The following is a 25,545-nucleotide window of genomic DNA, read 5'->3' as shown; positions in this document are numbered from 1 at the left end:
GCAGCCTCTTCGCTCCAGCGGGCCAGGATTTCGTCATCGCTCCAGCCCTTGGCGGTGAGGTAGGCGTAGTCGTCGGCGTCGTAGTTGCTGTGGGTGAGGATGGCGCGGGTGGGTTTCATGCTGTGCTCCTTGGCGTGGATGGTTGCGACACCCGTATGAACGCGCTGCCGGCGCGGGAAGCCAAGCGTTTTCTGCTTGGCTTCCCATTCCGATTGAATCACGCGATCCGGTAGATGCGCTCGCCGCCCTCGGGCTTGTCCGAGGTGATGGTCAGCCCCAGCTTCTTCTTGAAGGCGTTGGCAAAGGTGCCGCGCACCGTGTGCGCCTGCCAGCCGGTGAGTTCGCAGATCTGGCGCACCGTCGCGCCCTCCGGGCGCCGGAGCATCGCGATGACTTGGGCCTGCTTGCTGTTCTCGCGGGTGCGGGGCTTGGTCTCGGCGCGCTGCGGTGCCCAGGTGGCTTCGGCGGCTGCGACCTCCGCCTCGAGATCCGTGTTTGCCTCCACCGGCGCCGGCGCGGGACGCGGGCGCCCCAGGGCCTCGTAACCGTCGGCGGCGACAAACCAGTCGGGACCAATGGTGGTGATCAGGGCCCGATTGCAGAGGCCGTCCAGCACCTTCTTGCGGGCGCCGCCTTTCACGTTGTCGGGGAACCACTCGATCTTGCCACCGGTGTGCTCGACGGCGTAGGCCAGGATGGCGTGCTGGGCGGGGGTGAGTTGGATGGTGCTCATTCGATGCTCCTTCGTGGTGGTTGATGGTGTTGTCATGAACGCGCTGTTCGCGACTGAAGCCAAGCGCTTTTCGCTGCTTTCTCAGCCCTGTCCCGCGGCCTGCCGGCCCGCCTGGTAGGCGGCCATCAAGGCGCTCTTGACGGCCCAGACGCTGACCTCGTGGAAGTCCAGCCGGTCGCTGTTGCGGGTTTCCAGGGTGTCGATGAACAGGTGATCCAGCGCGATCTGCTGCAGTTGCCGGTCGATGTCCTTTTCGGCTTGCTCGGTCATGTGCTTCTCCTCGGGGTGTCGTTGATGGTGATGACATGAACGCGCTGTTCCCGAGCGAAGCCAAGCGGAATCCGAGCGGGACGGCGCCAATGCTTGATGGAGACCATGGGACTGTCGATTCGCGCCTACGCCCGCCACCGTGGGGTGTCGGACACCGCCGTACACAAGGCCATTCGCGCCGGGCGCATCACGCCCGAGGCGGACGGCACGATCGATCCGGACAAGGCCGACCGCGACTGGGCAAGGAACTCCGAGCCGCCCAAGGAAGGAACGAGCGCCAAAGCCGCGAAGGTGCGGGTGTCGGACGATCCGGCCCCGAACCTCGCCGCCGGGCTACCCGCGGGCGGCACCTCGCTCTTACAGGCGCGCACGGTCAACGAGGTGGTCAAGGCGCAGACCAACAAGGTGCGCCTCGCCCGCCTCAAGGGCGAGCTGGTCGATCGCAACCAGGCCATCGCCCACGTGTTCAAGCTCGCGCGCACCGAGCGCGACGCTTGGCTCAACTGGCCGGCGCGGATCTCGGCGCAGATGGCGGCCCGGCTCGGCGTGGACGCGCACACGCTGCACGTCGCGTTGGAGGCGGCGGTGCGCGAGCACCTCGCCGAGCTCGGTGAACTGAAGGTCCGCGTCGATTGATGAAACACATCCCTGTGTTTCACCCTGCCGGGCGCGCTGGCGCGCGTCCAAATTCGTTCCCGACGAATTTGTGATGGACGACTTCGTCTACGAGGGCTTCGACGCCATCGAGCGCGCCTGGCGCGAAGGACTGACGCCCGATCCGCTGCTCTCCGTCTCCGAGTGGGCCGACCGGCACCGGATGCTCTCCAGCAAGTCCTCGGCCGAGCCGGGCCGCTGGCGCACCAGCCGCACGCCGTATCTCAAGGCGATCATGGACTGCCTGTCGCCGACCTCGCCGGTCGAGCGCGTGGTGTTCATGAAAGGCGCACAGGTGGGCGCCACGGAAACCGGCTCGAACTGGATCGGCTACGTCATCCACCACGCGCCTGGGCCGATGATGGCGGTCTGGCCCACCGTGGAGATGGCCAAGCGCAACTCCAAGCAGCGCATCGACCCGCTGATCGAAGAGTCGCCGGTGCTCTGCGAACTCATCGCTCCGGCGCGTTCGCGCGACTCGGGCAACACCATCCTCGCCAAGGAGTTTCGTGGCGGCGTGTTGGTGATGACCGGCGCGAACAGCGCGGTGGGCCTGCGCTCGATGCCGGTGCGCTATCTCTTTCTCGACGAGGTGGACGCCTACCCGCTCGACGTCGAGGGCGAAGGCGATGCGATCTCGCTCGCCGAGGCGCGCACGCGCACCTTCGCGCGGCGCAAGATCTTCATCGTCTCGACGCCGACCATCGCCGGGGCGAGCGCCGTCGAGCGCGAGTACGAGGCATCCGACCAGCGCCGCTACTTCGTGCCGTGCCCGCACTGCTCCCACCGCCAGTGGCTGCGCTTCGAGCAGCTGCGTTGGGAGAGGGGCCGGCCGGAGACGGCGGCCTATGTGTGCGAGTCCTGCGATACGCCCATCGCCGAGCATCACAAGACCTGGATGCTGGAGCACGGCGAGTGGCGCGCGATGGCGCCGGAGAACGGCGTCAAGACGGCGGGCTTCCATCTCTCGTCGCTCTACAGCCCGGTGGGCTGGCGTTCGTGGCGCGACATCGCGAGCGCGTGGGAGAGTGCGGTCAGCAAGGAGTCCGGCTCGGCCGCCGCGATCAAGACCTTCAAGAACACCGAGCTCGGCGAGACTTGGGTCGAGGAAGGCGAAGCGCCCGACTGGCAGCGCCTGATCGAGCGGCGGGAGGACTACCGCATCGGCACGGTCCCCATGGGCGGCCTGCTGCTGGTGGGCGGTGCCGACGTGCAGAAGGATCGCATCGAGACCTCGATCTGGGCCTTCGGGCGCGGCAAGGCGTCCTGGCTCGTCGAGCACCGCGTGCTGATGGGCGACACCGCGCGGGATGCGGTATGGAAGCGGCTGTCCGAGCTGATCGACGAGACCTGGACGCACGAATCCGGCAACCAGGTTCCGCTGGCGCGCTTCGCGCTCGACACCGGCTTCGCCACGCAGGAGGCCTACGCCTTCGTGCGTACCGTGCGTGACTCGCGCCTGATGGCGATCAAGGGTGTCCCGCGCGGCGCGGCCCTGATCGGCACGCCCACCGCCGTCGATGTGTCGCAGGGCGGCAAGAAGCTGCGCCGGGGCATCAAGGTGTACTCGGTCGCAGTGGGGCTCGCCAAGCTCGAGTTCTACAACAACCTGCGCAAGAGTGCGGATGTGGCCGACGACGGCACCACGTCGATTTATCCGCCAGGCTTCGTCCACCTGCCCAAGGTCGATGCCGAGTACGTCCAGCAGCTCTGCGCCGAGCAGCTGATCACCCGCCGTGACCGCAACGGCTTTCCGGTGCGGGAGTGGCAGAAGCTGCGCGAGCGCAACGAGGCGCTGGACTGCTACGTGTACGCCCGCGCCGCCGCGGCGGCGAGCGGTCTCGACCGCTTCGAGGAGCGCCACTGGCGCGAGCTGGAAAGACAACTGGGCATCGCCGCACCGCCCGAGCAGGACGAACACACCGTAACCGCAGAAGACGCCCCCGACTCCGGGGGCGTCGTCGTTTCGGGCCGACGCATCCGGCGCCGGTCCGTCGTCAAGAGTCGCTGGATGAGCTGAAGATGATCTTGGAAGGCACCTACCGCAACCCGACCACCGGTCGAGACGAAATCCGCTGCATCCGTTGTGATGCGTCGGGACACATGATGGGCGTACCGGCCCTCGCTTCCGCCTTCGCGGTGGGAGCCCTGTCCGCCGATGGCTCCGTCACCACCGACGCGGTCGATCTGGGTGAGGAGCACGGCTACACATTGCTGCTGGCTCGTAAGAGCGGCGTCGCCTCGAAGCAGGAAGCGATGGAGATCCAGAGCTCGATCGACGGCGTGCGTTGGTTGCCCGCGGCTGGCATCCATCCGGATGCGAATGTCGCCTGGTACGAACCCAACGGCGGCAGCGATTACTTCACCGTCCAGGGCCGTCCCGTCGGACGCTTCGTCCGCATCGTGTTTCAGAACGGCAATACGGCCCAGACCGAGCTGGTGCTCGAGCTGGCCGCATTGGCGGGTGTCTGACCATGGCCTACACGGCGGCCGATCGCGAGGCGCTGGAGCGGGCATTGGCGCGCGGCGAGCGGCGCGTCACCTTCGGCGACAAGACGGTGGAGTACCGCTCGGTGGAGGAACTGCGCGCGGCGCTGCGCGAGGTGGATGCGGCTCTCGCCCGCGAGGCGGGCCGACCCAAGCTGCGCCAGATCCGGGTCACCACGGGCAAGGGGCTGTGATGCAAAACATCCCTGTTTTGCCCCCTGACGGGCGCGCTGGCGCGCGTCCAAAACCTCTCCCGGAGGTTTTGTGATGGGCTTCTGGAGCCGCCTCAAGCTCGCCTTCGGCGCGACCCCCACCTACGACGGCGTGGGCGCCGCGCGCCGCTCGCTCGCCTGGATGCCGGGCAACCCCGGCGCGGTGGCCGCGCTGCTCACGACGCAGACGGAACTGCGCGCCAAGAGCCGTGACCTGGTGCGCCGCAACGCTTGGGCGGCCGCCGGCATCGAGGCCTTCGTGGCCAACGCCATCGGCACCGGCATCAAGCCGCAGTCGATGGTCGAGGACCCGGGCCTGCGCGAGACGGTCCAGGCCCTCTGGCGCGACTGGACCGAGGAGGCCGATGCCCAGGGGCTGACCGACTTTTACGGCCTGCAGGCCCTGGCCTGCCGCGCCATGCTCGAAGGCGGCGAGGCGCTGGTGCGGCTGCGCTACCGGCGGCCGGATGACGGGCTGGCGGTGGCACTCCAGATCCAGGTGCTGGAGCCCGAGCACCTGCCGGTGACGCTCAATCGCCTTGCCGACAACGGCAACGTGATCCGCGCCGGCATCGAGTTCGACCGGCTCGGCCGGCGCGTGGCCTACCACCTGTACCGCTCGCACCCGGAGGACGGCCTGCTCGCGCCCATGTCCGCTGGCGGCGGCATGGAGACGGTGCGCGTGCCCGCCTCCGAGATCGTGCATCTGTTTCGGCCCTTGCGTCCCGGGCAGATCCGCGGCGAGCCCTGGCTCGCGCGGGCCTTGGTGAAGCTCAACGAGCTCGATCAGTACGACGACGCGGAACTCGTGCGCAAGAAGACCGCCGCCATGTTCGCCGGCTTCGTCACCCGCGACCAGCCGGAGGATGCCCTGATGGGCGAAGGGCCGGCCGATGCCGCGGGGGTGGCGCTGGCGGGGCTGGAGCCGGGCACCCTGCAGATCCTCGAACCGGGCGAGGACGTGAAGTTCTCGCAGCCGGCCGACGTGGGCGGCTCCTACGCCGAGTTCATGCGTCAGCAGTTTCGCGCGGTGGCCGCCGCGATGGGCGTGACCTACGAGCAGCTCACGGGCGACCTCACCCAGGTGAACTACTCCTCCATCCGCGCGGGGCTGCTGGAGTTTCGCCGCCGCTGCGAGGCGATCCAGCACGGCGTCATCGTCCACCAGCTCTGCCGCCCGGTGTGGCGCGCGTGGATGGCGCAGGCGGTGCTGGAGGGACGGCTCAAGCTCCCCGGCTTCGCCCGGGACGCCGCGCGGCGCCGCGCCTGGCTCGCCTGCAAGTGGATTCCCCAGGGCTGGCAGTGGGTCGATCCGCAGAAGGAGTTCAACGCGATGCTCACCGCGATCCGGGCGGGGCTCTTGTCCCGCTCGGAGGCGGTGTCCTCCTTCGGCTACGACGCCGAGGACGTGGATCGGGAGATCGCCGCCGACAACGCCCGCGCCGATGCGCTCGGCCTCGTCTTCGATTCCGACCCGCGCCACGACCGCAACCCACCCGCGGCGGCCTCCGACCCGGTGCCGCCGCAAGACATCCAGGACCTCTGACATGCAGCTCGTACACCTGGCGTCCCGTCTCTACGGGACGCCGCTTCTCATCGCGCGTTCGAAGCTGGACGTGATCCTCTCCGTGCTCGGTCCCCGCATCGGTCTGCCCGACCTGGAAGCCGCCGTACCGGCGGTGATGCCCGCGAGCCCGGAGGTGGCGGCACCGCCCGGCATCGCCGTGATCCCGATCCACGGCACGCTGGTGCGCCGCACCCTGGGGCTGGAGGCCGCCTCCGGCCTCATGAGCTACGGCGAGATCGGCGCCCGTCTGGATGCCGCGCTCGCCGACCCTGCCGTGTCCGGCATTCTGCTCGACGTGGACTCCCCCGGCGGCGAGGCGGGCGGCGTGTTCGAGCTCGCCGAGCGCATCCGTGCGATTGATGCCGTGAAACCGGTCTGGGCGATCGCCGCCGACTCCGCCTTCTCGGCCGCCTACGCCATCGCCTGCGCCGCCTCGCATCTCGCCGTCACGCGCACCGGCGGTGTGGGCTCGGTCGGGGTCATCGCCATGCACGTCGACCAGTCGGTCCGCGACGCCCAGCAGGGCTATCGCTACACGGCGATCACCGCCGGCCGGCACAAGAACGACTTCTCGCCCCACGAGCCGCTGGACCACGAGGCTTTGGTGCGCCTCCAGGCGGAGGTGGATCGCCTCTACGGCCTGTTCGTCGGGCATGTGGCGGCGATGCGCGGACTGGACCCCGACGCCGTGCGTTCCACGGAGGCCGGGCTCTTCTTCGGCGAGGAGGCGATAGGCAGCAGGCTCGCCGACGCCGTGGCGAGCCGCGACCAGCTGCTCGCCGTCTTCGCGACCTTCTTGAACCCGCAGGGCCGTTCGCGGAACCCGGCCCCCCGCACCCGTCCCGGTTCCGCGTACGCCAAACAGGAGAACGACCCGATGCAATCCACCGATTCGACCCCCGAAACCCCCGAAACCCCCCAGACGACGCTCGTCGCCGCTGCTGCCTCCGCGGCGCCCGTGCCCGAGACGCCCGCCACCGCTGCGGACCGGCGCGAGGCCGTGGCCATCGCCGAGCTGTGCCAGCTCGGCGGCTGCCCGGAGCGCACCGCCGAGTTCCTGGCCGCAGGCCTCTCGGAAACCGATGTCCGCTGCGCGCTGCTCGCCGCCCGTGCCCATGTCCCCGAGATCGGCTCGGCGATCCATCCGGATGCCCACGCCGCGCACCGCGCATCCCCCGAACACAACCCGCTGATCAAGGCGGTCAAGCAGCTTGCCGGAAAGGAGTGAACCATGCCGACCCTAGTTGAACCGATGAACCTGGGCGACCTGCTGAAGTACGAGGCGCCCAACCTGTACTCGCGCGACCCGGCCACCGTCGCCGCCGGCCAGAGCCTCGTCCTGGGCAGCGTCGTCGGCCGTGAGACCGCCACAAACAAGCTGAAGGCGCTCGATCCGACCGCCACCGACGGCACCGAGCTGCCCGCCGGCGTGCTGATCGTCGACGCAGACGCCACCGCCGCCGACCTCGATGCGGTCATCGTCGCGCGCCACGCCATCGTCGCCCGCCATGTGCTGGTCTGGCCTGCCGGTATCACGCCCGCGCAGCAGTCCGCCGCCATCGCCGCCCTCGAAGCGCGCGGCATCCTCGTTCGTGAAGGAGCCTGACCATGCAGAATCCCTTTTCCAACCCCGCCTTCTCGATGGCGAGCCTCACCGCCGCCATCAACCTGATCCCCAACCGCTACGGGCGGCTGGAGACCCTGGACCTGTTCCCCATCAAGCCGGTGCGTACCCGCCAGGTGGTGGTGGAGGAGATGCACGGCGTGCTAAACCTGCTGCCGACCCTGCCGCCCGGCTCGCCCGGCACCGTGGGCAAGCGCGGCAAGCGGGCGATGCGCGCCTTCGTCGTGCCCCACATCCCGCACGACGACGTGGTGCTGCCCGAGGAGGTCCAAGGCATCCGTAGCTTCGGGCAGGAAACCGAGACCGAGAGCGTGGCCGGCGTGCTCGCTCGCCACCTGGAGACCATGCGCAACAAGCACGCCATCACCCTGGAGCACCTGCGCATGGGGGCGCTGAAGGGCGAGATCCTCGACGCCGATGCCACGCCGCTGGTCAATCTCTACACCGAGTTCGGCATCACCCCCAAGACCGTGAACTTCGCCCTCGGCAACGCCAACACCAACGTCAAGGGCAAGTGCGCCGAGGTGTTGCGCCACATCGAGGACAACCTCTCGGGCGAGTTCTCGATCGGCGTGCACTGCCTGTGCTCGCCCGAGTTCTTCGACGCGCTGACCGGCCACGCCAAGGTCGAGGAGGCTTACAAGAACTGGCAGCAGGGCGCGGTGCTCATCAACGACATGCGCCGCGGCTTCACCTTCGGCGGCATCACCTTCGAGGAGTACCGGGGCCAGGCCACCGACGCCAACGGCAACGCGCGCCGCTTCATCGCCGCCGGCGAGGCCCACGCCTTCCCGCTGGGCACGGTGGACACCTTCGCCACCTACTTCGCCCCGGCCGACTTCAACGAGACGGTCAACACCCTGGGCCAGCCGCTCTACGCGAAGCAGGAGCCGCGCAAGTTCGACCGCGGCACCGATCTGCACACCCAGAGCAACCCGCTGCCGATGTGCCACCGGCCCGGTGTGCTGGTGAAGCTGACGGCAGCGTGATGGCGCAGGTGACGGATCTCTACGAGGCCGCCGGCCGCGCCGGGCTGCTCACCGACGTCATGGTGGGTTCGCTCACGGTGCAGTGCGTCTTCAGCGCCCCGGATGAGCTGGCGCTCGACGGGCTCGCACTGAACCGCGACTACCACCTCGAGTACCCGAGCGCCTGGCTCACCCTCGCCGCCGGCGACACGGTGGAGATCGCGGGAAGCCCGTATCGGGTGCGCGAGGTCCGCCAGCTGCGCGACGGCTCTGAGATGCAGGCCAAGCTGACCCGGCTATGACGTCCTCCGTCCGCGAGCGCCTGGTCCGGGCGGTCGTGGCGCGTATCGGTCCCGCGATCGCACCGACGCCGCTGCATCGCCAGCCCACCGTGCCGCTCCCGCGCGAGGCGAGCCCCGCGCTCCTGCTGTTCATCGAAGGCGATCAGGTCCTCGCGCAGGCGAACGACCGGCTCGACCGCGCCCTGACGCTGAGGCTGGTCGCGCTCGCGCGCGAAGACGACGCCTTCGACGTGGCCGACGCGCTCATCGTCGCGGCGCACGGCGCGCTCATGGCCGAGCCGAGCCTCGGCGGGCTGGCCCTGGGCGTGCGCGAGATCGACTGCGAGTGGGACGCGGAGGACGCAGACAGCCAAGCCCTGGCCGTGCCCGCGCGTTACGAGATCCGCTACCGCACCCTGGCCTCCGACCTCACCCAAAAAGGATAGTCACCATGCACATCGAACTCATCGAACCGCACACCCACGCCGGCCGACTCCACGCCCCCGGCGAGATCCTCGATCTCGACGAGGCAGCGGCGCAATGGTTGATCGAGCGCGGGACCGCGCGGGGGCTGATCGAGCGCGGAGCCGCGCGGCCGGCCGACCCTCAACCCCAGACCCCGATCAAGACCCGTAAAGGAGACTGACCATGCCTTACTTTTCCGGACAGGGGCGCGTCTACATCGGCGCCCGCGACGCACTCGGCAACCCGCAGGGCCTGGCCTACGTGGGCAACGTGCCCGAACTCAAGGTCTCCCTCTCGGTGGAGACCCTGGAGCACCAGGAGTCGGTGAGCGGCCAGCGCCTCACCGACCTGCAGCTCATCAAGACCAAGAAGGGCGAGTTCGCCTGCACGCTGGAGGAGCTCATCACGACCAACCTGGCGCTCGCCCTCTACGGCGCCACCACCGCCCAGACCCCGGGCACGGTCACCGCCGAGGCGCTGCCGAACCCGGTCACTCCCGGCAGCCTCTACCTGCTCGCCAAGCAGGACGTCTCGTCGGTGGTGGTAAAGGACTCCAGCGCCACCCCCAAGATTCTGCCGGCCGCGCAGTACTCGGTGAACGCCAAGCACGGCTCGCTGGTGATCCTCGACGCCACCACCGGCGGACCCTACGTCGAGCCCTTCAAGGTCGACTACGCCTACGGCACGGCATCGGTCACCGCCATGTTCACCCAGCCGCTGCCCGAGCGCTGGGTGCGCTTCGAGGGACTCAATACCGCCGACGGCAACCGCGAGGTGGTGATCGATCTCTACCGCGTGGCCATCAACCCGGCCAAGGAGCTCTCGGTCATCACCGACGAGCTGCTGAAGTTCGAGCTTTCGGGCCAGGTGCTGGCCGACACGCTCAAGCCCGCCGCCGGCGACCTCGGCCAGTTCGGCCGCGTCGTGCTGCTGTGAGGGGGATGACGATGAGTGCTTCCGATCTGGATGTTCTCGTGCCGCAGCCTCAAGTTGTGGATCTGGCCGGCCAACGCCTCGCGATCAGCCCGCTGGTGCTCGGCGAGCTGCCGGCGATGCTCAAGGCCGTGCAGCCCTTCGCGCAACGACTGGCGGGCGAGCCGGACTGGCTCGCCTTGCTCTCGGACCACGGCGATGCCTTGCTCACCGGGTTGGCGATCGCCAGCCGCCAACCGCGCGAGTGGGTGGACGCGCTGGCTCTCGACGATGCCATCACCCTGGCGGCGACCGTGTTCGAGGTGAACGCGGATTTTTTCGTGCGCCGGATCGCGCCGAAAGTCGGCGATCTGGCGCAGCGTCTGAACGGCCGTCTGGCTGGGCTGACGCCATCGCCCGCCTGATACGGGGCGGTCACCGCTACCCGGACATCCTCGGCTACACGTTGGGCCAGCTGAACGCCTTCCTCGCCGCCGATCGCCGCCTCGAACACGAACGGCTCGCCACCCGGCTTGCCGTCATGACCGCTGCCGCCCAGGGCAGTCGCGACGGCATCCGTGAACTCCAGACCGAACTCCATCGGGGCATGCGTGATGAAGATCGATCTGGTCGCTGAGGGCTTGCTGGATCGGCGGCGCTTCAGCGCCTGGCAGGGCGACACCCGCAAGGCGATCCACACCGCCGTGGCCCGCGCGATGCGCGACACCGGCAAGGTGATGGCCGAGCGGGCGCGGGGCGAAATGCGCGCCGGTTTCAAGGTCGTGAAGCCGAAGTTCCTCCGCTCGATGCACGCCAAGGTGTTCGACCGCAAGGCCAAGGAATTCCCGGCCCTCTACATCGGCTCGAAAGTGCCCTGGCTGGGTATCCACGAACAGGGCGGAACGATCCGGGGGCGGATGCTCGTCCCGCTGCTGCCGCAGCACCGGCGCATCGGGCGCAAGGCGTTCGCTCGGGTGATCGATGCCCTGATGCGCTCCGGCAATGCCTTCTTCATCGAGAAGAACGGCCGGCAGATCCTGATGGCCGAGAACATCGCCGAGAACGCCCAGCCGCTCGCGCGCTTTCGTCGTGCCGAGCGGGAGCGCACCGGCGCCAGGCGCGTGCGGCGCGGCCAGGAGATTCCCATCGCCGTGCTCGTGCGACGCGTGAGCTTGAGAAAACGGTTCGACCTCGCCCGCTCGGTGCGAGGCGATCTTCCCCGCCTGACGGCGGCCATCCGTAAAGCAATGTCGAAGGTTTGAACGTGGCCGGTAACCGTGCCCAGATCCTCATCACCGCCGTCGATGAGACGCGACGGGCCTTCCAGTCCGTACAGGGAAATCTCGCCCGCCTGCGCGGCGAAGCCGCCCAGGTCGGCCAGGTGCTCTCCCGCATCGGCGGTGCGATCGGCATCGGGCTGGGGGTGCGCGAACTGGTCGAGGTCGCCGACCAGTACAAGAACCTGCAGGCGCGCCTCAAGCTCGCGGTCACCTCGCAAGAGGAGTTCAACCGCGCCGACGCGGCCCTCTTCGAGATCGCCCAGAAAAACCGCGCGCCCCTGGCAGAGACCATCACTCTCTATGCGCGGCTCGCACCCTCGGTGCAGGCGTTGGGGCGTTCGCAGGCGGACGTGCTGGCGGCTACCGACGCCATCGGGCAGGCCGTGTCGCTCTCCGGCGCATCCAGCGACGCGGCGGCCGGTGCCCTGCTGCAGCTGGGGCAGGCCTTCGCCTCGGGCCAGCTGCGCGGTGAAGAGTTCAATTCCGTCATCGAGCAGACGCCGCGCCTGGCGCAGGCCATCGCCGACGGCATGGGCGTGCCGCTCGGCTCACTGCGGGCCCTGGCGCAGGAAGGCAAGATCACCTCGAAGGCCGTGCTCGACGCCTTGCTTAAGGAGCGGACGCGCCTCGCCGAGGAGTACGCGAGCCTCCCCGATACGGTATCGGGTGCGCTCACCCGCCTCAAGAACGCCTTCCAGCGAGCCTTCGGCGAACGCGACGCGAGCTCGGGTCTGACGGCGGGACTGGCGCAGGCCATCCAGCTCGTCGCCGGGCATCTCGAGCTGCTGATCGACTTGGCCGGTGTCGTGCTGGTTGCCGCGTTCGGGCGGATGGCCGGCGCCTTCGCGACCAGTGTTGCTGCCGCCCGGGCGGAAGCGGCCGCGCGCCTGGCCAACCTGCGCACGCTGGAAGCCGAGGCGCTCGCCCGGGTGCGGCTCGCCGATGCCGCCTTGGCTCAGGCACGTGCGCAAGGGCTTGCCACCGGCGCGCTGGTCGCGGATGCGGCCAAGGCCCGGTTGCAAGCCACCGCTGCTTCCGGTGCCGTGGCTCAGGCAGTAGCGTCCACGTCACTGCTCGGTCGCGCCGCGGGTCTGTTGCGCGGGGTGCTCGCGCTCCTGGGCGGGCCCATCGGCGTCATCGTGACCGCCGCGGGGCTGCTCGCGGGCGCACTCTATTCGGCGCGCGACGCCGTGGTCGAGTTCGGCGGCAGGACCGCCTCGATCAAGCAGATCGTCGCCGCCGCCTGGGACCTGGTCGTCGAGAAGGTCGGGGAAGTCGTCAGCGCCTTAGGAAGGCTGGTCGGCACCAACGATCTCTCCTGGGCCCGCGTGCGCGCGGCGATGGTCGGCGCGCTGAACGCCATCGGCACGGCCGTCCGCGCGATGGTGAACGTCGTCATCGGCGCGTTCAACGCCATCGGCAGCGTCGTGGGCATCACGGCCGCCTTCCTGGTCGAGCGCTTTCGTAACGCCTTCTCCGACATCGGAGAGCTGGCGAAGGCCCTGGGCCAGGACGTGGCCGCGGCCTTCAGCGGCGACTTTTCGATGCAGGCGCTGCGCGCGGCACTCGGCCGCCAGCTCGGCGATGTGCGGGATTTCGGGAAGGAGCTGGCTGGAGCCGTGCGCGACGCCGTCACGCGTGACTACGTCGGGGAGGCTGCGCAAGCCATCGCCCGGCGCATCCGCCCCGAGCCAACCCAGCCGGGCGTCTTCGGCCGTTCGCAGCCGCAGGCCTTGTCCGCCCCCGACAAGGGAGGCGAAGCAGCGAAGCTCGCCCTCGTGCAGGCCCAGGCCGAGGCCGAATTCAAGCTCCTCAAGGACGCGTTGGACCGTCAGGCGCGGGCATTGGATGCCTCCCTCGAAGACCGGCTGATCTCGCTCAAGGACTACTACGCGGCCAAGACCCGGATCGAGCAGCAGGAGATCGATGCGGAGATCCGGCGCGTGCAGGTCTCGCTCGCGGAGCAGCAGCGCCTGCAGAGGACCGGCAAGGACGAACCGGTACGCCTCAAGGCGAAAGCCGAGGTCGCCAAGCTCGAAGCGGAGCTCACCGTCCTCAACAACAAGCGCGCGGACGTCGAGGTCGCCAATGCCCGCAAGGCCACCCAGGCCGAGCGCGAGCTGCGCGAGGAGCTTGCCAAGGCGCGCGACGAACTGCTCGACCTCACCGGGGCGGCGACCAGCCAGGATCGACGCGCGGCGATCGAGCGGCAGTACCAGACGCTGATCGAGCGGCTGCGTGCCGAGGGCGACACCGAAGGCGTGGCCACGGTCGGGCGCCTCATCGACGTCAAGTCGGCGGCCGCCGATCTCGCCGACTACGAGCGCCAGTTCAACGACGCGCTCGCCCGGATGCGTGCATCCGAGGAGTCGATCAACCTGCAGCGCCAGTCGGGGCTACTCACCGAATCCCAGGCACGAAGCCAAATCCTTGCGCTGCATCGCCAGACGGGCGAATCGCTCGATGCGCTCCTGCCGCAGTTGGAGGCCGCCGCCGCGGCCATTGGCCCGGAGGCCGTCGCCCGGGTACAGACCTGGAAGAACGAGATCGCGCAGGTGAAGCTCGTGGTGGACGACGTGGCGGTCGCCATCGACGGGGCGGTGCAGGACGGCTTCGCGCAGATGTTCGAGGCCATCGGCAGCGGCGCCAAGTCGGCCAAGGACGCCTTCGCCGACTTCGCCCGCTCGGTACTCGCCGCCATCAACCGCATCGCCTCGCAGAAGCTCGCCGAGGCGCTGTTCGGCAGCCTGTTCGGGGGCGGCGGCGCGGGCGGGTTCAGCCTGGGATCGCTGGTCTCGTCGTTGTTCCAGGGCTTCGCCGGCGGCGGCTACGTCACCGGCCCGGGCACCTCCACCAGCGACTCGATCCCGGCACGACTCTCCGCCGGCGAGTACGTAGTCAATGCCGCCGCCGTGAAGCGCGTGGGCGTGGCGTTCCTGGAGGCGATCAACGGCATCGAAGGCGGACCGCGCATCCAGGGGCCCCGGCTCGCTTTCGCCGCCGGCGGGTTGGTGCCCGAGATGCCGCCCCCGCAACCGCAGGGCCAGGCGGTGCGCATCGTCAACGTGATCGACCCGGCGATGGCCGCCGACTATCTCAACTCGTCCGCGGGCGAGAAGACCATCCTCAACATCCTGCAACGCAATGCGGGAGCCGTCAGACAGGTGCTTGCGTAAATGGCGTTCGAAATCGGCACGGCCAGCGATTACCGCGATCTGCTGGACCGCTTCCATGCCTTCCTCACCACTCACCCGAATCTGGTCGCCGCGGGCCAGCAGTGGCAGGCGCTGCGCTGGACGACGGACGCCGCTACGAAAGAGCTCATCCTCAAGGCGCCCGGCCTGGCCGGTGCCGAGGAGATCTACTGCGGCATCCGGGCCTACGAGAACGCCACGGCCGGCTACTACATGTGGGACCTGAACGGCTTCATCGGCTTCAACCCGGCCAACGACTTCTATACGCAACCGGGCGCGATCAGCGGCTGGCTGCCGATGATGTCGCTCTGGAACACAGCGATCCCGTACTGGTTCGTGGCCAACGGCCGGCGTGCCGTGGTGGTGGCGAAGATCTCGACCGTCTACCAGGCGGCGCACCTGGGCTTCGTCCTGCCCTACGCGACGCCGGGTCAGTACCCGTACCCGCTGCTCGTCGGCGGCTCGATGACCGGCCAGCGGGGCCGCAACTACAGCGTGACCTCGCCCAACCACCGCCATTTCGTCGACCCTGGCGAGGATGGGCAGAACAACGCCAACACCGCCTGCATGCTGCGCGGCCCCTCGGGCGCTTGGCTGCCGTTCCAGAACGTCGCCTACTCGTCGTCCGAGTATCGCTACGACGGGCCGCGCCCGGTCTGGCCGACGAACTACACCTACCTCGGCAACCTGCGCGAGGCGCCGGACGGCACCTACGTGCTCTCGCCCGTGGTGCTCACGCAATACAACTCCGGCACCGATCACGACCTCTTCGGCGAGCTGGAAGGCGTCTATCACGTCTCCGGGTTCAACAACGCCGCCGAGAACCTGATCACGGTGGGCGGCGTGGACCACCTCGTGGTGCAGAACGTGTATCGCACCAGCGTGCGCGACTACTGGGCGCTGCGCCTTTCGTGACCGACCATGGCCTACCAGACTGGTACCTCCGCCAACGCCGATCAGCTGCTCGACGCCCTGCGCGTGTTCGCGGTGGCCAACGGCTGGACCCAGCTGCGCTGGGCCCCCGACGGCACCGGGCAGACCCTGTCGCTCGCCAAGGGCGGGCTCTACGTCCATCTGCGCTCCGCGGTGAATGAGCGCCTCTCCACACGCTACAACACCATCACCGGCATCTGGCTGATCGGCTCGACTGGATTCGATGCCGGCAAGCCCTGGTGGGATCAACCCGGATCGATCGTCAACGCCAGCTACGTGAGCAACACCACGAGCTACCGCGCCGAAGCCTGCGGCCTGTTCGAGGTGGGCACCGCCAACACCTACCACCTACTCTCGGCCGCCACGCCCGAACTGATCATGTGTGTGGCCGAGGTCTCGCCCGGCGTCTATCACCATCTCGCCTTCGGGGATCTCACGAAGTTCGGCAGCTACGGCGGCGGGGCGTTCGTGTCGGGCGCGTTCGGCCCGGACGCCTACACCTATACGTACAGCGGCTTCAACGACTATGTCTTCGGCTACGATCACGACCGGCACTTCGGCCTGCCGTTCAACGATTACAAGTACTACGGCGGCGCGAACTTCGTTCTCGCCGAGGTGGACGGCGCCACCGACTGGCACTCGGTCTGCAAGGACTGGGCGCTCACAGGCAAGCGCGCCAAGGCGCTGTGGGAACGGGGCACGGGCACGCCGCGCGACAGTCTGGCGCGCTACTGGTGGGGTCACGTGCCCAACACCTTGAACGGCGTGACGCCGATGCTGCCGTTCTACCTGTTCGTGGCGCGGCCTTCCGGCTTCTTCTCGCCCTTCGGCTACACCGCTCACCTGCGCTACCTCAACATCACCCACTACGCGCCGGCGGAGGACTTCGCGTTGGGCGCCGAGCAGTGGATGGCCTTTCCGGCCCACTCCAAGAACGGCAAGAGCGGCCTGCACGGCTATGCCGTGAGACTCATCCCCTGAGCGGATCATGCCGACCTTTCCCGGTTCCATCCTGCCCGGTGCCGCCCGCCAGGAGCCGCCGACCTGGTCGCGCTCGCCGGAGGTCTCCGAGCGCGTGCCGGTCGCCTTTCCGTTCGACCCGAGTGCGAGCTCGATCGCGCGTCCGGGTACGCGGCTCGACACCCAGCCCGTCGACGAGCTGCGGCTCGGCGTCAACGGCGCTCTGCTGCCCGCCTTCGGGGCCGACTGGTACCACCGCATCCACGTCATCCCTTCGACCATCGATCTCGGCAACCTGGTGAGCCCGGTCGAGCGGGTGCTGGAGGTGTGGAACGCCCGGTTCGACGCGCAGACGCTCGATGCCATCGACGAGACCGGAACGGACGGGCTGCTGCTCTCGGGCCAGCCGGCGCTGCCGCTCGCCTTCGGGCCGCTGCAATCGCGCCTCTACACCTTCGCAGCGGGCACGCGCGGGGCGCCGGTGATCGACGCCGCCTACCGCTTCGTCTTTGCCGGCGGGCTCACCGCGCTGCTGGTGGTCACCGGCCGCCGCGTGGTGGTCTTTGGCATGCGTCCGGACTGGTCGCAAGGGATCACCGAGCGGCTGGAATGGCTCACCGAGGTGCTGGAGTCCTACGACGGCACCGAGCAGCGGGTGCGCCTGCGGCAGCTGCCGCGACGCGGTTTCGAGTATGGATTCCTGATCGAGGGCCGGGACGCCCAGGTGCTGGATCACCTGCTGTTCGCCTGGGGCGCACGCATCTACTGCCTGCCGGTGTGGACCGACGTCTCCACCCTTGCGGGCGAGGCCGCCATCGGCAGCACCGCGCTCACCGTGCAGGATGCCGCCAACAGCGACTACCACGCGGGCGGTCTGGCGGTACTGTGGCGCTCCAACACGCGGCACGAGGCGGTGGAGATCCTCTCCATCGCCGGCAACACGCTGACCCTCAAGCTCCCCTTGGCCGGGAGCTGGCCGGCCGGCACGCGGGTGTTTCCGGCGCGGCTCGCCCGCCTCGAGGGCGAGGTGGCCGTTACGCGTCCCACCGACACCATCGCCGTCGGCCGCTGCCGTTTCGGCATCGAGGACATCACGGCGCCCGCGGTCGCCGACTATGGCCCGGCCTATCAGGGCTACCGGGTGTTCGACTGGCGGCCCAACCGGAGCACCGACCTTGAGGACAGGTGGCTTCGGCGCCTCTCCATCATCGACTACGGGACGGGACTGCCGACCTTCGACGACGAGTCGGGCTCCCCGCTCATCGGACGCACGCTGACCTGGCTGCTCACCGACCGGAGCAAGGCGACCGCCTTCCGGGGCTGGCTCGCCGCACGCGCGGGACGGGCGAATCCCTGCTGGTTGCCGACCTTCGAGTCCGACCTCGAAGTCAGCCGCACGGTGGCGGCCACGGATGCCGGCCTCGTCGTCCGCAACGTCGGCTACGCCCGCTTCGTCGCCGCCGATCCCTTGCGGCGCGACCTGCGGCTCCTCACCACGGCCGGCACCTTCCATCGCCGTATCACCGGGGCGAACGAGATCTCCGAGGACGAGGAGCTGCTCTCCCTGGACGCGCCGCTGGGCGTGACCCTCGATCCCCAGCAGTTCCTGCAGGTCTCGTACCTGGAGTTGGCCCGGCTCGACCAGGACGCGGTCGAGCTGCATTGGGAGACGGACGCCACGGCGCGCGTGCAGCTCTCCACCCGGACGTTGAGATCATGAGCTAAGACCATGAGCTATCTGGGCATCGAACAGTCCGCCCACGGCGGACAACCGCAGGAGCTCTACCGCTTCTCCCAGGGCGCGCAGCGCTGGCTCTACACCTCGGGGCAGGTGGCGGTGGACTACCAATCCGAGACCTATCAGCCGGCGACGATCTCGCGCGGCGGCCTCGAGCAGAGCAACGAGCTCGCGCGGCTGGGGCTGGAGATCCGCATGCCGCGCGACCTGGCCGTGGCGAGTCTATTTCTCGCCGCCCCGCCCGAGGGTGTGGTGAGCGTGACCCTCTACCGGCGCCATGTCGGCGACGCCGAGTTCATCACCTACTGGAAGGGGCGCATCACCGGCGCGCGGCTGTCCGGCGCCGAGGCCACCCTCAAGTGCGAGCCCATCGCCTCGAGCCTGAAGCGGCCGGGCTTGCGTGCCCGCTACCAGCTGCTGTGCCGCCACGTGCTGTACTCCAGCGGCTGCGGCGCATTGAAAGACAGCTTTCGGGTGGACGGCACCGTAGCGGCAGTGAGCGGCGTGACCGTCCAGGTCGCCGTCGCCGCCAGCCGGCCGGACGGCTACTTCGTGGGCGGCATGCTCGCCACCACCGCCGGCGCGCGCATGATCGTCGGTCACGCCGGGATCGACCTCACCCTGGTCGCTCCCATGGTCGGCCTCACGGCGGGCGATGCGGTCCAGCTCTATGCCGGCTGCGACCACACGATGGCGCATTGCAAGGACAGGTTCGGCAACCTGGACAACTTCGGCGGCTTCCCCTTCATCCCGGTGAAGAACCCCTTCACCGGCGACGCCATCGTGTGAGGCTTTCCCATGTGGCAACAGATCATCATTTGGGTCGTCACCACGGTACTGTCCGCGCTGCTCGCGCCGCGCCCCAAGGTGCAGGACGCCCAGCCCGGCCAGATCGGCGACAAGGACGTGCCCATCGCCTCCCAGGACGCCCCCATCCCGGTGCTGTTCGGTACGCGGGTGATCTCCGGGCCCAACGTGGTCTGGTACGGCGACGTGCAGGTGCGGCCGATCCGCAAGTCCTCCGGGGGCAAGAAGTAACGGCATGAGCAGTAAGCAGGGGCCCCACGAAGTGGGGATGTGCACGACCGCGAACGCCGTCAGCCGGCGAATCCCGGATGTCGGATCGACCGGCGGTCGTTCTGAGCCGGCAGAGGTCATCGCTCGATTGGAGCATGCCCGCGCCCTGGGCTATTGCGCCCGCGGCATGCGTCGCTGGTTCGAGGGGCGCAGCCACACCTGGGCCGAATTCGTGGAGCGAGGGGTCCCGGTCGATTGGCTGCGCGCCACGGGTGACGCGATGGCGATCCGCGTCGCCGAGGAAGCCGACAAGGCCCAAAGGGCCGCAGGACAGCACGAAGTGCTGGTCCCGAGCGCAGCGAGGGATGCGCGAAGCGCACAGAAGGAGCAGGCAGGATGAGCGGCGGCGGCAAAGGCAGTCAGGAGTACACGGTCGGCTATTGGTACGGCCTCGGCGCCCACCTCGCCCTGTGCCACGGCCCGCTGGACGCCATCACCGAGATCCGGGTGGGCGAGCGCGTCGCCTGGTCGGGCAACGTCACCGGCAACACCACGATCACCATCGACAACCCCAATCTCTTCGGCGGGGAGGAGCGCGAGGGCGGCGTGCAGGGGCCGGTGGACATCCTGATGGGCGGGCCGACCCAGGGACGGAACGCCTACCTGCAGGAGCGCCTCGGCGCCGACATCCCGGCCTTCCGCGGCGTGGTGTCGCTGATCCTGCGCCGGGTGTGGGTCGCGGCCATGAACCCCTACATCAAGCCCTGGTCGGTGCGCGCCAAGCGGGTGCCGAGGCAGTGGTACGCGGCCAAGGCCGAGATCTCCGGCGACGCCAACCCGGCCCACATCGTGCGCGAGTGCCTCACCAACGGCGAGTGGGGCATGGGTTACCCGACGAGCGACATCGACGATGCCAGCTTCATGGCGGCCGCCGACGCGCTCCATGCCGAGGGCTTCGGGTTGTCGCTGCTGTGGAACAAGGAAGAGACCATCGAGGACTTCATCCTGTCGGTGCTCAGGCACGTGGACGGGCTGCTCTACGTCCATCCGCGCACCGGGCTCTTCACCCTCAAGCTCGCGCGCGCCGATTACACGCTCTCCAGCCTGCCGACCTTCGATCCGGGCAACATCCTGCGCATCGAGGAGTTCACGCGGCCCTCCTGGGGCGAGATCACCAACCAGGTGACCGTCGTCTACCGCGACGGCGCCACAGACAAGGACGGCAGCGTCACGGTGCAGGACATCGCCGCCGTGCAGCTCAACGGCGGCGTGGTGGCGACCACGGTCAACTACCCCGGCATCAGCCGAGCGGAGCTGGCCAACCGGGTGGCCATGCGCGAGTTGAAGCAACTCGTAAGCCCCCTCGCCAAATGCACCTTCGTCGCCAACCGCCAGGCCTCCGGCCTCAACATCGGCGACGTGGTGAAGCTCTCCTGGCCGCCCTACGGCATCGACCAGATGGTGATGCGCGTCGCCCGCATTGCCTACGGGGAACTGGCGAACGGGGCGGTGCGGGTGGAGTGCGTGCAGGACATCTTCGGCCTGCCGCAGTCGGTCTACTCGGCGCCGCCTCCCTCGGGCTGGACGGAGCCGACCAGCCTGCCGGCACCGTGCCCCCACCAGACCCTGTTCGAGGTGCCGTACTGGTCGGTGGTCAAAGACTTCACGGGCGAGTCCCAGAGCCTGCTCGGCGACATCGACGATCTCGACGGCCTGGTGGCGGCCTGCGGTTCGCGCCCCTCGTCGGACGCCTTCGGCTTCAAGGTACTGGCCCGCGTCAGCGGCAGTTTCACCGACAAGGGCTTCGGCATCTTCACGCCCACGGCGGTTCTCACGGCAATGCTGCCGCAGTCGGCTGCGCAGGTGAGTGTGGGGCTGACCTCCGGCATCGGCCTCGAGGAGGTGACTGCCGGAGGACTCACGGTGATCGACGGCGAATGGCTCAAGGTGGTGTCGCTCAACCTCGCGACCCAGACCGTCACCCTGGAGCGCGGGATGCTCGATACGGTGCCGGCGAGCCACCCCGCAGGCAGCCGCATCTGGTTCGTCGACGGCTTCCGCCACTACCTCACGCCCGAGTACGTCGCCGGCGAGACGGTGCGCGTGAAGCTCCTCACCCGCACGGCACGCGGCACGCTGCCCGAGGCGGCGGCAACGGAGATGAGCCTGCCACTCAACAAGCGCTTCATCCGTCCGCACTGCCCCGGCAACGCCCAGGTCAACGGCAAGCGCTATCCGACGGTCGTGGCCGGCGAGATCAACGTGAGCTGGGCCACGCGCAACCGCCAGTCCCAGACCGCCTACCTCGTCCTGCAGACCGAGGGGGCGATCACGCCCGAGGCGGGCCAGACCACAACCGTGCGCTTCTACAACGAGAATGGGCAGCTCGCGCGCACGGTGAGCGGCATCACGGGTAACGGTACCACCTGGCCGCTGGCGCAGGAGCTCGCCGACTCCGGCCTCGGGCGCGTCAACGCGCACGTCAAGGTGGAGATCGAGGCGAGCCGCGACGGCCACGTGTCCTGGCAGAAACACGTCATCGAATTCGACCGTACCGGCTACGGCCTGCGTTACGGCGACTACTACGGAGGTGTCTGATGGCCTTGAATGACCCGAACCTCGGCCTCGCCTACGGCTGGGCCCAGGGCGAACACAACTGGAACGGCGGCATGGACGCCAACCTGAAGCGGCTCGGCGCCGTGGTGGGCCTGTCGGTCAAGGACCGCGATCTCGCCACCCCACCCGCGACACCCGTGGACGGCGATCGCTACATCGTCCCGGCAACCGCCACCGGCGCCTGGGCGGGTCGCACCGACCAGATCGCGGTGCGCATCGCCGGTGCGTGGGAGTACCACGCCCCCAAGATCGGCTGGACCTGCTTCGTCGAGGACGAGGGCGTGCTCTCCGTCTACAAGGCGACCGGCTGGAGCCCCGGCATCGCCGTCTGATCGCATTCTCTTTACTGCATCCACCGAACCCGCCGCCCGGCGGGTTCTTCGTTTCTGGAGACCAGCAATGAGCCCACCCACTCTGCAAGACGGCATGGTCGTCATGCCGCGCGACGAGTTCGAGGAGCTGCTCGCACGCGCAGCCGAACGCGGCGCGAGGCGCGCCCTTGCCGACGTCGGCCTTGACGGCGAGGACGCCGCCCACGATATCCGCGAGCTGCGCGGCCTGCTCGAAGCCTTCAACGCCGCCAAGCACACCGCCTGGCAGACCGTGATCCGGCTCGTCACCACCGGCTTCCTCCTGGCCTTGGTCGCGGGCGCCGTCATCAAGCTCAAGGTGTTCGGAGGTGGCCAATGATCGAGACCCTGCTCGGCGGCATCCTCGGCGGGGCCTTCCGTCTCGCACCCGAGATCCTCAAATGGCTCGACCGCAAGGGCGAGCGCGGCCACGAGCTGGCCATGCAGGACAAGGCGCTGGAGTTCGAGAAGCTGCGCGGCGCCACCCGCATGGCTGAGATCGGCGCCGGGGCCGATGCCGCCTGGAACGTGGGGGCCCTCGAGACCTTGCGCGAGGCGGTGGCGGCGCAGGGCCGAACCTCGGGCGTGAAGTGGGCCGATGCGCTGTCCACCACGGTCAGGCCCGTGGTCACCTACATCTTCGTGCTGATGTATGCCGGGGTGAAACTCTCGGCCTTCGTCGGCTCGGTGCAGTCGGGCGTGGGGTTCGGGCCAGCGTTGCTCGCAGCTTGGTCGGAAGCGGATCAGGCCTTGCTCGCAGGCATCCTGAACTACTGGTTCCTGAATCGCACCCTGGAGAAGGCACGGGGAGCGGTGTGATGGCGCGAACGGGCCGCCCCGAGACGCCCTTGCGCTGGCGCTTCCTCGAGAAAATCGACTTCGACCCGGATAGCGGGTGCTGGATCTGGAAGGGGGCCAGGCATCCGCAAGGCTACGGGCTCATCAAACGCAAGGACGGCGCGCAGCTGCGTGCGCATCGAGTCGCTTACGAGTTGGCGTATGGTCCGATCCCGGACGGTCTCATGGTCTGCCATCGCTGCGACAGGCCGCAGTGTGTCCGCCCCGGTCATCTGTTCGTCGGCACTGCACGCGACAACAGCGCTGACATGGTTACGAAGGGCCGATCGGCGCACCTCTTTGGCGAGCGCAACGGCAGTGCCCGCCTGACCCGTCAAGCAGTCCAGACGATTCGCTCCGAGAGTGGCTGCTACCGTGATCTCGCCGGACGGTTTGGGGTGTCGCCGTCGGCAATCGGCCTCATCAAACGGATGGAGCGATGGACACGCATGTGATCGTGGTACCCCAGGCGGCTATTGATCTCGCCAAGCGCTTCGAGGGCTTCCATCGCGTGCCCAAGCACGATCCCAACCGCGCCTATCCGTACATCTGTCCGGCCGGCTATCCAACGATCGGCTACGGTCACCTTTGCAGGCCGGACCATCCGCCGATCACCGAGGAAGAAGCCGAGGCCTACCTCGCCCAGGATCTGAAGGTGGCGCTCGCCGCAACGTTGCGCTACTGCCCGGTGCTCGCCGCCGAACCCGAGGGAAGACTTTCGGCCATCGTGGATTTCACGTTCAACCTTGGGGCTGGGCGTCTGCAGACATCAACGCTGCGGCGGCGGATTAATCAGCGCGACTGGCTGGACGCGGCTCGCGAGTTGCGGCGCTGGGTCTACGGTGGAGGTAAGGTGCTACCTGGTCTGGTAGCTCGGCGAGAGGCTGAAGTTTTGTTACTCCAAGAATGAATCAAGTAGCTTCCAACCTCATTGTTATGAGTAAATGAAGTGACAGCCTGACCGAGTCAATGGGCCTCTCGAAAATGTCTCGGTTGTCACCATTCTTATTCGTGCGTGGCGCACCTTAGGATGCCTGAATCGGCTGCAGGGCAATGATGGCCATGCCGATCAGCGCCACAGTCGCCCCTGCGAGATCCCAGCGACTCGGCGCAATACCGTCCACGGCCCATAGCCAGACGAGTGCGATGACGACATACATCCCACCGTAGACGGCGTAGGTACGTCCCGCCGCGCTCGGGTGCAGCGTCAGGAGCCAGGCGAAGAGTGCCAGCGCACTCGCCGCTGGCACTAGCAGCCACAACGATTTACCCTGTTTGAGCACCAGCCACGGCAAGTAACAACCCACGATCTCGGCGACAGCCGTGAGCGCGAACAGGGCAGCAGTCTTGGTGAGCTCGATCATCATGCCCTCAATGCAGATGTTGATGGTGCGCATCCGGGAAATGCGGATGCGCGTGCGTGATGCGGTGATGCCGGTGTTGATGGCTATGGCGCGTGCCCGCAGGTACCGGCTCGCCATGCTCATGCATGTGGTGTTCGTCGCCCGCACCGTGAGCATGCGCGTGCGTGTGTTCGAGCGGCTCGTGCATATGTTCATGCACATGACGCTCGGTCAGGTGCAGTGCCACGCCCACGGCCATTAGAGTGCCGCCCAGCAGCAATGCCACGGTAACCGGCTCGTGAAGCAGTGCCAGAGCCATCAACGCGCCGAAGAAAGGTGCCCCGGAGAAATAAGCGCCGGTGCGGGCAGTACCGAGATGTCGCAGAGCGACCACGAACAGCGTGAGACTGGTTCCATAGCTAAAAAAGCCGACCAAGGCCGCGCCGAGTACAGGTGCTGCGCCCGGCCATGCTGCGCCTAAGCTTACGGCCACGACGAGGTTCGTTGCACCTGCTGCCAGCCCCTTGACCATAGCGATCCACGAAGCATCGGACAGCGCCACTTTGCGGGTGAGGTTGTTGTCGATGGCCCACGCAAGACACGCGCCCAGCACAGCTAGCGCAGGCCAAAGGCTCGCGAACTCTACCGTCCCTTCGGCGGGCCAACTCAATACCACTGCACCGGCCACGATGGCAATCATGCCCAGTGCAATGCGCCGGTCGAAGTTCTCCTTGAAGACGAACCACGCCAAGAGCGCCGTGAAGACTCCTTCTGCATTGAGCAACAATGCCGCGCCCGAGGCTGGCATAGCTGTTAGACCCGTCATCAGCAACACTGGACCTGCCACTCCACCGGTGGCAACAGCTCCAGCCAGCCAGAGCCAATCGCCGCGTGCGAGTTGGGTCGTAGGCGACTGCCGTACTTGGCGCAATAACCAAAGCCCAAGACCGGAGCCTAGGTATAGCAACGCAGCCAGCAACCAGGGGCCAGCATGCTCAAGCAGCAGTTTCGCCAGCGGCGTGCCTGCGCCGAAAAGTACGGCAGCGGCCAGCGCGGCGGGGATGCCGGAGTCGTTCAATTTCATTTTCTCTTGTCATTTATGGA

The 25,545-nt window shown here is 68.2% G+C and carries 33 protein-coding genes; 28 read left to right on the top strand and 5 right to left on the bottom strand.

The features are described 5' to 3' along the window. The 3 genes from AB1555_19320 to AB1555_19310 form a co-directional block, all read right to left on the bottom strand. Window positions 1–221 (bottom strand): hypothetical protein (locus AB1555_19320; GenBank protein ID MEW6248839.1); only part of this gene is annotated, 221 nt, incomplete at its 3' end. Beyond that, window positions 218–733, bottom strand: coding sequence for a DUF3489 domain-containing protein (locus AB1555_19315; protein ID MEW6248838.1), 516 nt, complete (start codon window positions 731–733; stop codon window positions 218–220). The genes AB1555_19315 and AB1555_19320, both read right to left, overlap by 4 nt. Before the next feature lie 81 nt (window positions 734–814). Then, the gene (locus tag AB1555_19310) at window positions 815–1,003 is read right to left on the bottom strand and encodes a hypothetical protein (protein ID MEW6248837.1); all 189 of its coding nucleotides are present in this window, start codon (window positions 1,001–1,003) and stop codon (window positions 815–817) included. Between the two features lie 105 nt (window positions 1,004–1,108). Here AB1555_19310 and AB1555_19305 point away from each other — a divergent pair, with 105 nt between their 5' ends. The 28 genes from AB1555_19305 (at window position 1,109) to AB1555_19170 (ending at window position 24,008) form a co-directional block, all read left to right on the top strand. Then, a complete protein-coding gene (locus AB1555_19305; protein MEW6248836.1) occupies window positions 1,109–1,639 on the top strand; it encodes an elements of external origin in 531 nt (176 codons plus the stop codon). Window positions 1,640–1,712: 73 nt separating this feature from the next. Next, entirely contained in the window at window positions 1,713–3,677 is a 1,965-nt protein-coding gene (locus tag AB1555_19300) for a phage terminase large subunit family protein (GenBank protein MEW6248835.1), read from the top strand. Between the two features lie 2 nt (window positions 3,678–3,679). After that, the gene (locus AB1555_19295) at window positions 3,680–4,129 is read left to right on the top strand and encodes a hypothetical protein (GenBank protein MEW6248834.1); all 450 of its coding nucleotides are present in this window, start codon (window positions 3,680–3,682) and stop codon (window positions 4,127–4,129) included. Between the two features lie 2 nt (window positions 4,130–4,131). Continuing rightward, window positions 4,132–4,338: a hypothetical protein gene (locus tag AB1555_19290; protein MEW6248833.1), complete on the top strand. Its 207-nt coding sequence runs from the start codon at window positions 4,132–4,134 to the stop codon at window positions 4,336–4,338. 73 nt (window positions 4,339–4,411) lie between these two features. Further along, window positions 4,412–5,902 (top strand): phage portal protein, encoded by a 1,491-nt coding sequence (locus tag AB1555_19285; GenBank protein ID MEW6248832.1) that lies wholly within the window; start codon window positions 4,412–4,414, stop codon window positions 5,900–5,902. Between the two features lies 1 nt (window position 5,903). After that, a complete protein-coding gene (locus AB1555_19280; GenBank protein ID MEW6248831.1) occupies window positions 5,904–7,151 on the top strand; it encodes a S49 family peptidase in 1,248 nt (415 codons plus the stop codon). A 3-nt stretch (window positions 7,152–7,154) separates the two neighbouring features. Beyond that, window positions 7,155–7,529: a head decoration protein gene (locus tag AB1555_19275; GenBank protein ID MEW6248830.1), complete on the top strand. Its 375-nt coding sequence runs from the start codon at window positions 7,155–7,157 to the stop codon at window positions 7,527–7,529. A gap of 2 nt (window positions 7,530–7,531) precedes the next feature. Continuing rightward, window positions 7,532–8,536, top strand: coding sequence for a major capsid protein (locus AB1555_19270; protein MEW6248829.1), 1,005 nt, complete (start codon window positions 7,532–7,534; stop codon window positions 8,534–8,536). Continuing rightward, window positions 8,536–8,817 (top strand): hypothetical protein, encoded by a 282-nt coding sequence (locus AB1555_19265; protein MEW6248828.1) that lies wholly within the window; start codon window positions 8,536–8,538, stop codon window positions 8,815–8,817. Before AB1555_19270 ends, AB1555_19265 begins: the two co-directional genes overlap by 1 nt. After that, entirely contained in the window at window positions 8,814–9,242 is a 429-nt protein-coding gene (locus tag AB1555_19260) for a hypothetical protein (protein MEW6248827.1), read from the top strand. Before AB1555_19265 ends, AB1555_19260 begins: the two co-directional genes overlap by 4 nt. A 5-nt stretch (window positions 9,243–9,247) precedes the next feature. Beyond that, on the top strand, window positions 9,248–9,442 hold the full coding sequence (locus AB1555_19255; GenBank protein ID MEW6248826.1) for a hypothetical protein: 195 nt from the start codon (window positions 9,248–9,250) through the stop codon (window positions 9,440–9,442). Between the two features lie 2 nt (window positions 9,443–9,444). Beyond that, window positions 9,445–10,197 carry a hypothetical protein gene (locus AB1555_19250; GenBank protein MEW6248825.1) on the top strand — a complete coding sequence of 251 codons (753 nt, stop codon included), beginning with the start codon at window positions 9,445–9,447 and terminating at the stop codon, window positions 10,195–10,197. A gap of 11 nt (window positions 10,198–10,208) precedes the next feature. Beyond that, complete coding sequence (locus tag AB1555_19245) at window positions 10,209–10,598, top strand: DUF6631 family protein (GenBank protein ID MEW6248824.1); 390 nt, start codon at window positions 10,209–10,211, stop codon at window positions 10,596–10,598. A 41-nt stretch (window positions 10,599–10,639) separates the two neighbouring features. Next, a complete protein-coding gene (locus AB1555_19240; GenBank protein ID MEW6248823.1) occupies window positions 10,640–10,810 on the top strand; it encodes a hypothetical protein in 171 nt (56 codons plus the stop codon). After that, entirely contained in the window at window positions 10,788–11,435 is a 648-nt protein-coding gene (locus AB1555_19235; protein MEW6248822.1) for a DUF6441 family protein, read from the top strand. Before AB1555_19240 ends, AB1555_19235 begins: the two co-directional genes overlap by 23 nt. Window positions 11,436–11,437: 2 nt before the next feature. Further along, the gene (locus AB1555_19230; protein ID MEW6248821.1) at window positions 11,438–14,629 is read left to right on the top strand and encodes a tape measure protein; all 3,192 of its coding nucleotides are present in this window, start codon (window positions 11,438–11,440) and stop codon (window positions 14,627–14,629) included. Continuing rightward, window positions 14,630–15,562, top strand: coding sequence for a hypothetical protein (locus AB1555_19225; protein MEW6248820.1), 933 nt, complete (start codon window positions 14,630–14,632; stop codon window positions 15,560–15,562). It abuts the gene before it with no gap. A gap of 6 nt (window positions 15,563–15,568) precedes the next feature. After that, window positions 15,569–16,561, top strand: coding sequence for a hypothetical protein (locus tag AB1555_19220; GenBank protein ID MEW6248819.1), 993 nt, complete (start codon window positions 15,569–15,571; stop codon window positions 16,559–16,561). 7 nt (window positions 16,562–16,568) lie between these two features. Further along, a complete protein-coding gene (locus AB1555_19215; GenBank protein ID MEW6248818.1) occupies window positions 16,569–18,260 on the top strand; it encodes a hypothetical protein in 1,692 nt (563 codons plus the stop codon). Window positions 18,261–18,269: 9 nt separating this feature from the next. Further along, a complete protein-coding gene (locus AB1555_19210; GenBank protein MEW6248817.1) occupies window positions 18,270–19,067 on the top strand; it encodes a DUF2163 domain-containing protein in 798 nt (265 codons plus the stop codon). A 9-nt stretch (window positions 19,068–19,076) separates the two neighbouring features. Next, a complete protein-coding gene (locus AB1555_19205) occupies window positions 19,077–19,316 on the top strand; it encodes a hypothetical protein (GenBank protein MEW6248816.1) in 240 nt (79 codons plus the stop codon). 4 nt (window positions 19,317–19,320) lie between these two features. Then, complete coding sequence (locus AB1555_19200) at window positions 19,321–19,695, top strand: hypothetical protein (protein MEW6248815.1); 375 nt, start codon at window positions 19,321–19,323, stop codon at window positions 19,693–19,695. Further along, window positions 19,692–21,893, top strand: a complete 2,202-nt coding sequence (locus AB1555_19195; protein MEW6248814.1) for a phage tail protein — start codon at window positions 19,692–19,694, stop codon at window positions 21,891–21,893. Before AB1555_19200 ends, AB1555_19195 begins: the two co-directional genes overlap by 4 nt. Beyond that, entirely contained in the window at window positions 21,893–22,243 is a 351-nt protein-coding gene (locus AB1555_19190; GenBank protein ID MEW6248813.1) for a DUF2793 domain-containing protein, read from the top strand. Before AB1555_19195 ends, AB1555_19190 begins: the two co-directional genes overlap by 1 nt. A gap of 67 nt (window positions 22,244–22,310) precedes the next feature. Continuing rightward, window positions 22,311–22,601, top strand: a complete 291-nt coding sequence (locus tag AB1555_19185; protein ID MEW6248812.1) for a DUF6127 family protein — start codon at window positions 22,311–22,313, stop codon at window positions 22,599–22,601. Continuing rightward, complete coding sequence (locus tag AB1555_19180; protein ID MEW6248811.1) at window positions 22,598–23,080, top strand: hypothetical protein; 483 nt, start codon at window positions 22,598–22,600, stop codon at window positions 23,078–23,080. Before AB1555_19185 ends, AB1555_19180 begins: the two co-directional genes overlap by 4 nt. Further along, the gene (locus tag AB1555_19175) at window positions 23,080–23,553 is read left to right on the top strand and encodes an HNH endonuclease signature motif containing protein (GenBank protein ID MEW6248810.1); all 474 of its coding nucleotides are present in this window, start codon (window positions 23,080–23,082) and stop codon (window positions 23,551–23,553) included. The genes AB1555_19180 and AB1555_19175 overlap by 1 nt, the downstream gene beginning before the upstream one ends. After that, window positions 23,550–24,008: a lysozyme gene (locus AB1555_19170; protein MEW6248809.1), complete on the top strand. Its 459-nt coding sequence runs from the start codon at window positions 23,550–23,552 to the stop codon at window positions 24,006–24,008. The genes AB1555_19175 and AB1555_19170 overlap by 4 nt, the downstream gene beginning before the upstream one ends. Before the next feature lie 115 nt (window positions 24,009–24,123). On the opposite strand, the gene AB1555_19165 is transcribed toward AB1555_19170, so the two are convergent. Next, window positions 24,124–24,462, bottom strand: a complete 339-nt coding sequence (locus tag AB1555_19165; GenBank protein ID MEW6248808.1) for a YnfA family protein — start codon at window positions 24,460–24,462, stop codon at window positions 24,124–24,126. A gap of 7 nt (window positions 24,463–24,469) precedes the next feature. After that, window positions 24,470–25,525, bottom strand: a complete 1,056-nt coding sequence (locus tag AB1555_19160; protein ID MEW6248807.1) for an EamA family transporter — start codon at window positions 25,523–25,525, stop codon at window positions 24,470–24,472. Window positions 25,526–25,545 lie beyond the last annotated feature (20 nt).

The organism is Nitrospirota bacterium (assembly GCA_040755395.1).
GTDB lineage: Bacteria > Nitrospirota > Nitrospiria > Nitrospirales > Nitrospiraceae > DATLZU01.
This window is presented reverse-complemented; position numbering and strand designations above follow the sequence as displayed.

Bases quoted from the DNA above. Each gene is read 5' to 3' on its own strand.
- AB1555_19205 (MEW6248816.1), top strand. From the start codon at position 19,077: ATGTGGCAACAGATCATCATTTGGGTCGTCACCACGGTACTGTCCGCG.
- AB1555_19255 (MEW6248826.1), top strand. From the start codon at position 9,248: ATGCACATCGAACTCATCGAACCGCACACCCACGCCGGCCGACTCCAC.
- AB1555_19285 (MEW6248832.1), top strand. From the start codon at position 4,412: ATGGGCTTCTGGAGCCGCCTCAAGCTCGCCTTCGGCGCGACCCCCACC.
- AB1555_19280 (MEW6248831.1), top strand. From the start codon at position 5,904: ATGCAGCTCGTACACCTGGCGTCCCGTCTCTACGGGACGCCGCTTCTC.
- AB1555_19250 (MEW6248825.1), top strand. From the start codon at position 9,445: ATGCCTTACTTTTCCGGACAGGGGCGCGTCTACATCGGCGCCCGCGAC.
- AB1555_19245 (MEW6248824.1), top strand. From the start codon at position 10,209: ATGAGTGCTTCCGATCTGGATGTTCTCGTGCCGCAGCCTCAAGTTGTG.
- AB1555_19220 (MEW6248819.1), top strand. From the start codon at position 15,569: ATGGCCTACCAGACTGGTACCTCCGCCAACGCCGATCAGCTGCTCGAC.
- AB1555_19315 (MEW6248838.1), bottom strand. From the start codon at position 733: ATGAGCACCATCCAACTCACCCCCGCCCAGCACGCCATCCTGGCCTAC.
- AB1555_19225 (MEW6248820.1), top strand. From the start codon at position 14,630: ATGGCGTTCGAAATCGGCACGGCCAGCGATTACCGCGATCTGCTGGAC.
- AB1555_19310 (MEW6248837.1), bottom strand. From the start codon at position 1,003: ATGACCGAGCAAGCCGAAAAGGACATCGACCGGCAACTGCAGCAGATC.
- AB1555_19265 (MEW6248828.1), top strand. From the start codon at position 8,536: ATGGCGCAGGTGACGGATCTCTACGAGGCCGCCGGCCGCGCCGGGCTG.
- AB1555_19305 (MEW6248836.1), top strand. From the start codon at position 1,109: ATGGGACTGTCGATTCGCGCCTACGCCCGCCACCGTGGGGTGTCGGAC.
- AB1555_19300 (MEW6248835.1), top strand. From the start codon at position 1,713: ATGGACGACTTCGTCTACGAGGGCTTCGACGCCATCGAGCGCGCCTGG.
- AB1555_19290 (MEW6248833.1), top strand. From the start codon at position 4,132: ATGGCCTACACGGCGGCCGATCGCGAGGCGCTGGAGCGGGCATTGGCG.
- AB1555_19275 (MEW6248830.1), top strand. From the start codon at position 7,155: ATGCCGACCCTAGTTGAACCGATGAACCTGGGCGACCTGCTGAAGTAC.
- AB1555_19180 (MEW6248811.1), top strand. From the start codon at position 22,598: ATGATCGAGACCCTGCTCGGCGGCATCCTCGGCGGGGCCTTCCGTCTC.
- AB1555_19190 (MEW6248813.1), top strand. From the start codon at position 21,893: ATGGCCTTGAATGACCCGAACCTCGGCCTCGCCTACGGCTGGGCCCAG.
- AB1555_19215 (MEW6248818.1), top strand. From the start codon at position 16,569: ATGCCGACCTTTCCCGGTTCCATCCTGCCCGGTGCCGCCCGCCAGGAG.
- AB1555_19295 (MEW6248834.1), top strand. From the start codon at position 3,680: ATGATCTTGGAAGGCACCTACCGCAACCCGACCACCGGTCGAGACGAA.
- AB1555_19160 (MEW6248807.1), bottom strand. From the start codon at position 25,525: ATGAAATTGAACGACTCCGGCATCCCCGCCGCGCTGGCCGCTGCCGTA.
- AB1555_19195 (MEW6248814.1), top strand. From the start codon at position 19,692: ATGAGCGGCGGCGGCAAAGGCAGTCAGGAGTACACGGTCGGCTATTGG.
- AB1555_19270 (MEW6248829.1), top strand. From the start codon at position 7,532: ATGCAGAATCCCTTTTCCAACCCCGCCTTCTCGATGGCGAGCCTCACC.
- AB1555_19235 (MEW6248822.1), top strand. From the start codon at position 10,788: ATGAAGATCGATCTGGTCGCTGAGGGCTTGCTGGATCGGCGGCGCTTC.
- AB1555_19165 (MEW6248808.1), bottom strand. From the start codon at position 24,462: ATGATCGAGCTCACCAAGACTGCTGCCCTGTTCGCGCTCACGGCTGTC.
- AB1555_19210 (MEW6248817.1), top strand. From the start codon at position 18,270: ATGAGCTATCTGGGCATCGAACAGTCCGCCCACGGCGGACAACCGCAG.
- AB1555_19185 (MEW6248812.1), top strand. From the start codon at position 22,311: ATGAGCCCACCCACTCTGCAAGACGGCATGGTCGTCATGCCGCGCGAC.
- AB1555_19175 (MEW6248810.1), top strand. From the start codon at position 23,080: ATGGCGCGAACGGGCCGCCCCGAGACGCCCTTGCGCTGGCGCTTCCTC.
- AB1555_19200 (MEW6248815.1), top strand. From the start codon at position 19,321: ATGAGCAGTAAGCAGGGGCCCCACGAAGTGGGGATGTGCACGACCGCG.
- AB1555_19260 (MEW6248827.1), top strand. From the start codon at position 8,814: ATGACGTCCTCCGTCCGCGAGCGCCTGGTCCGGGCGGTCGTGGCGCGT.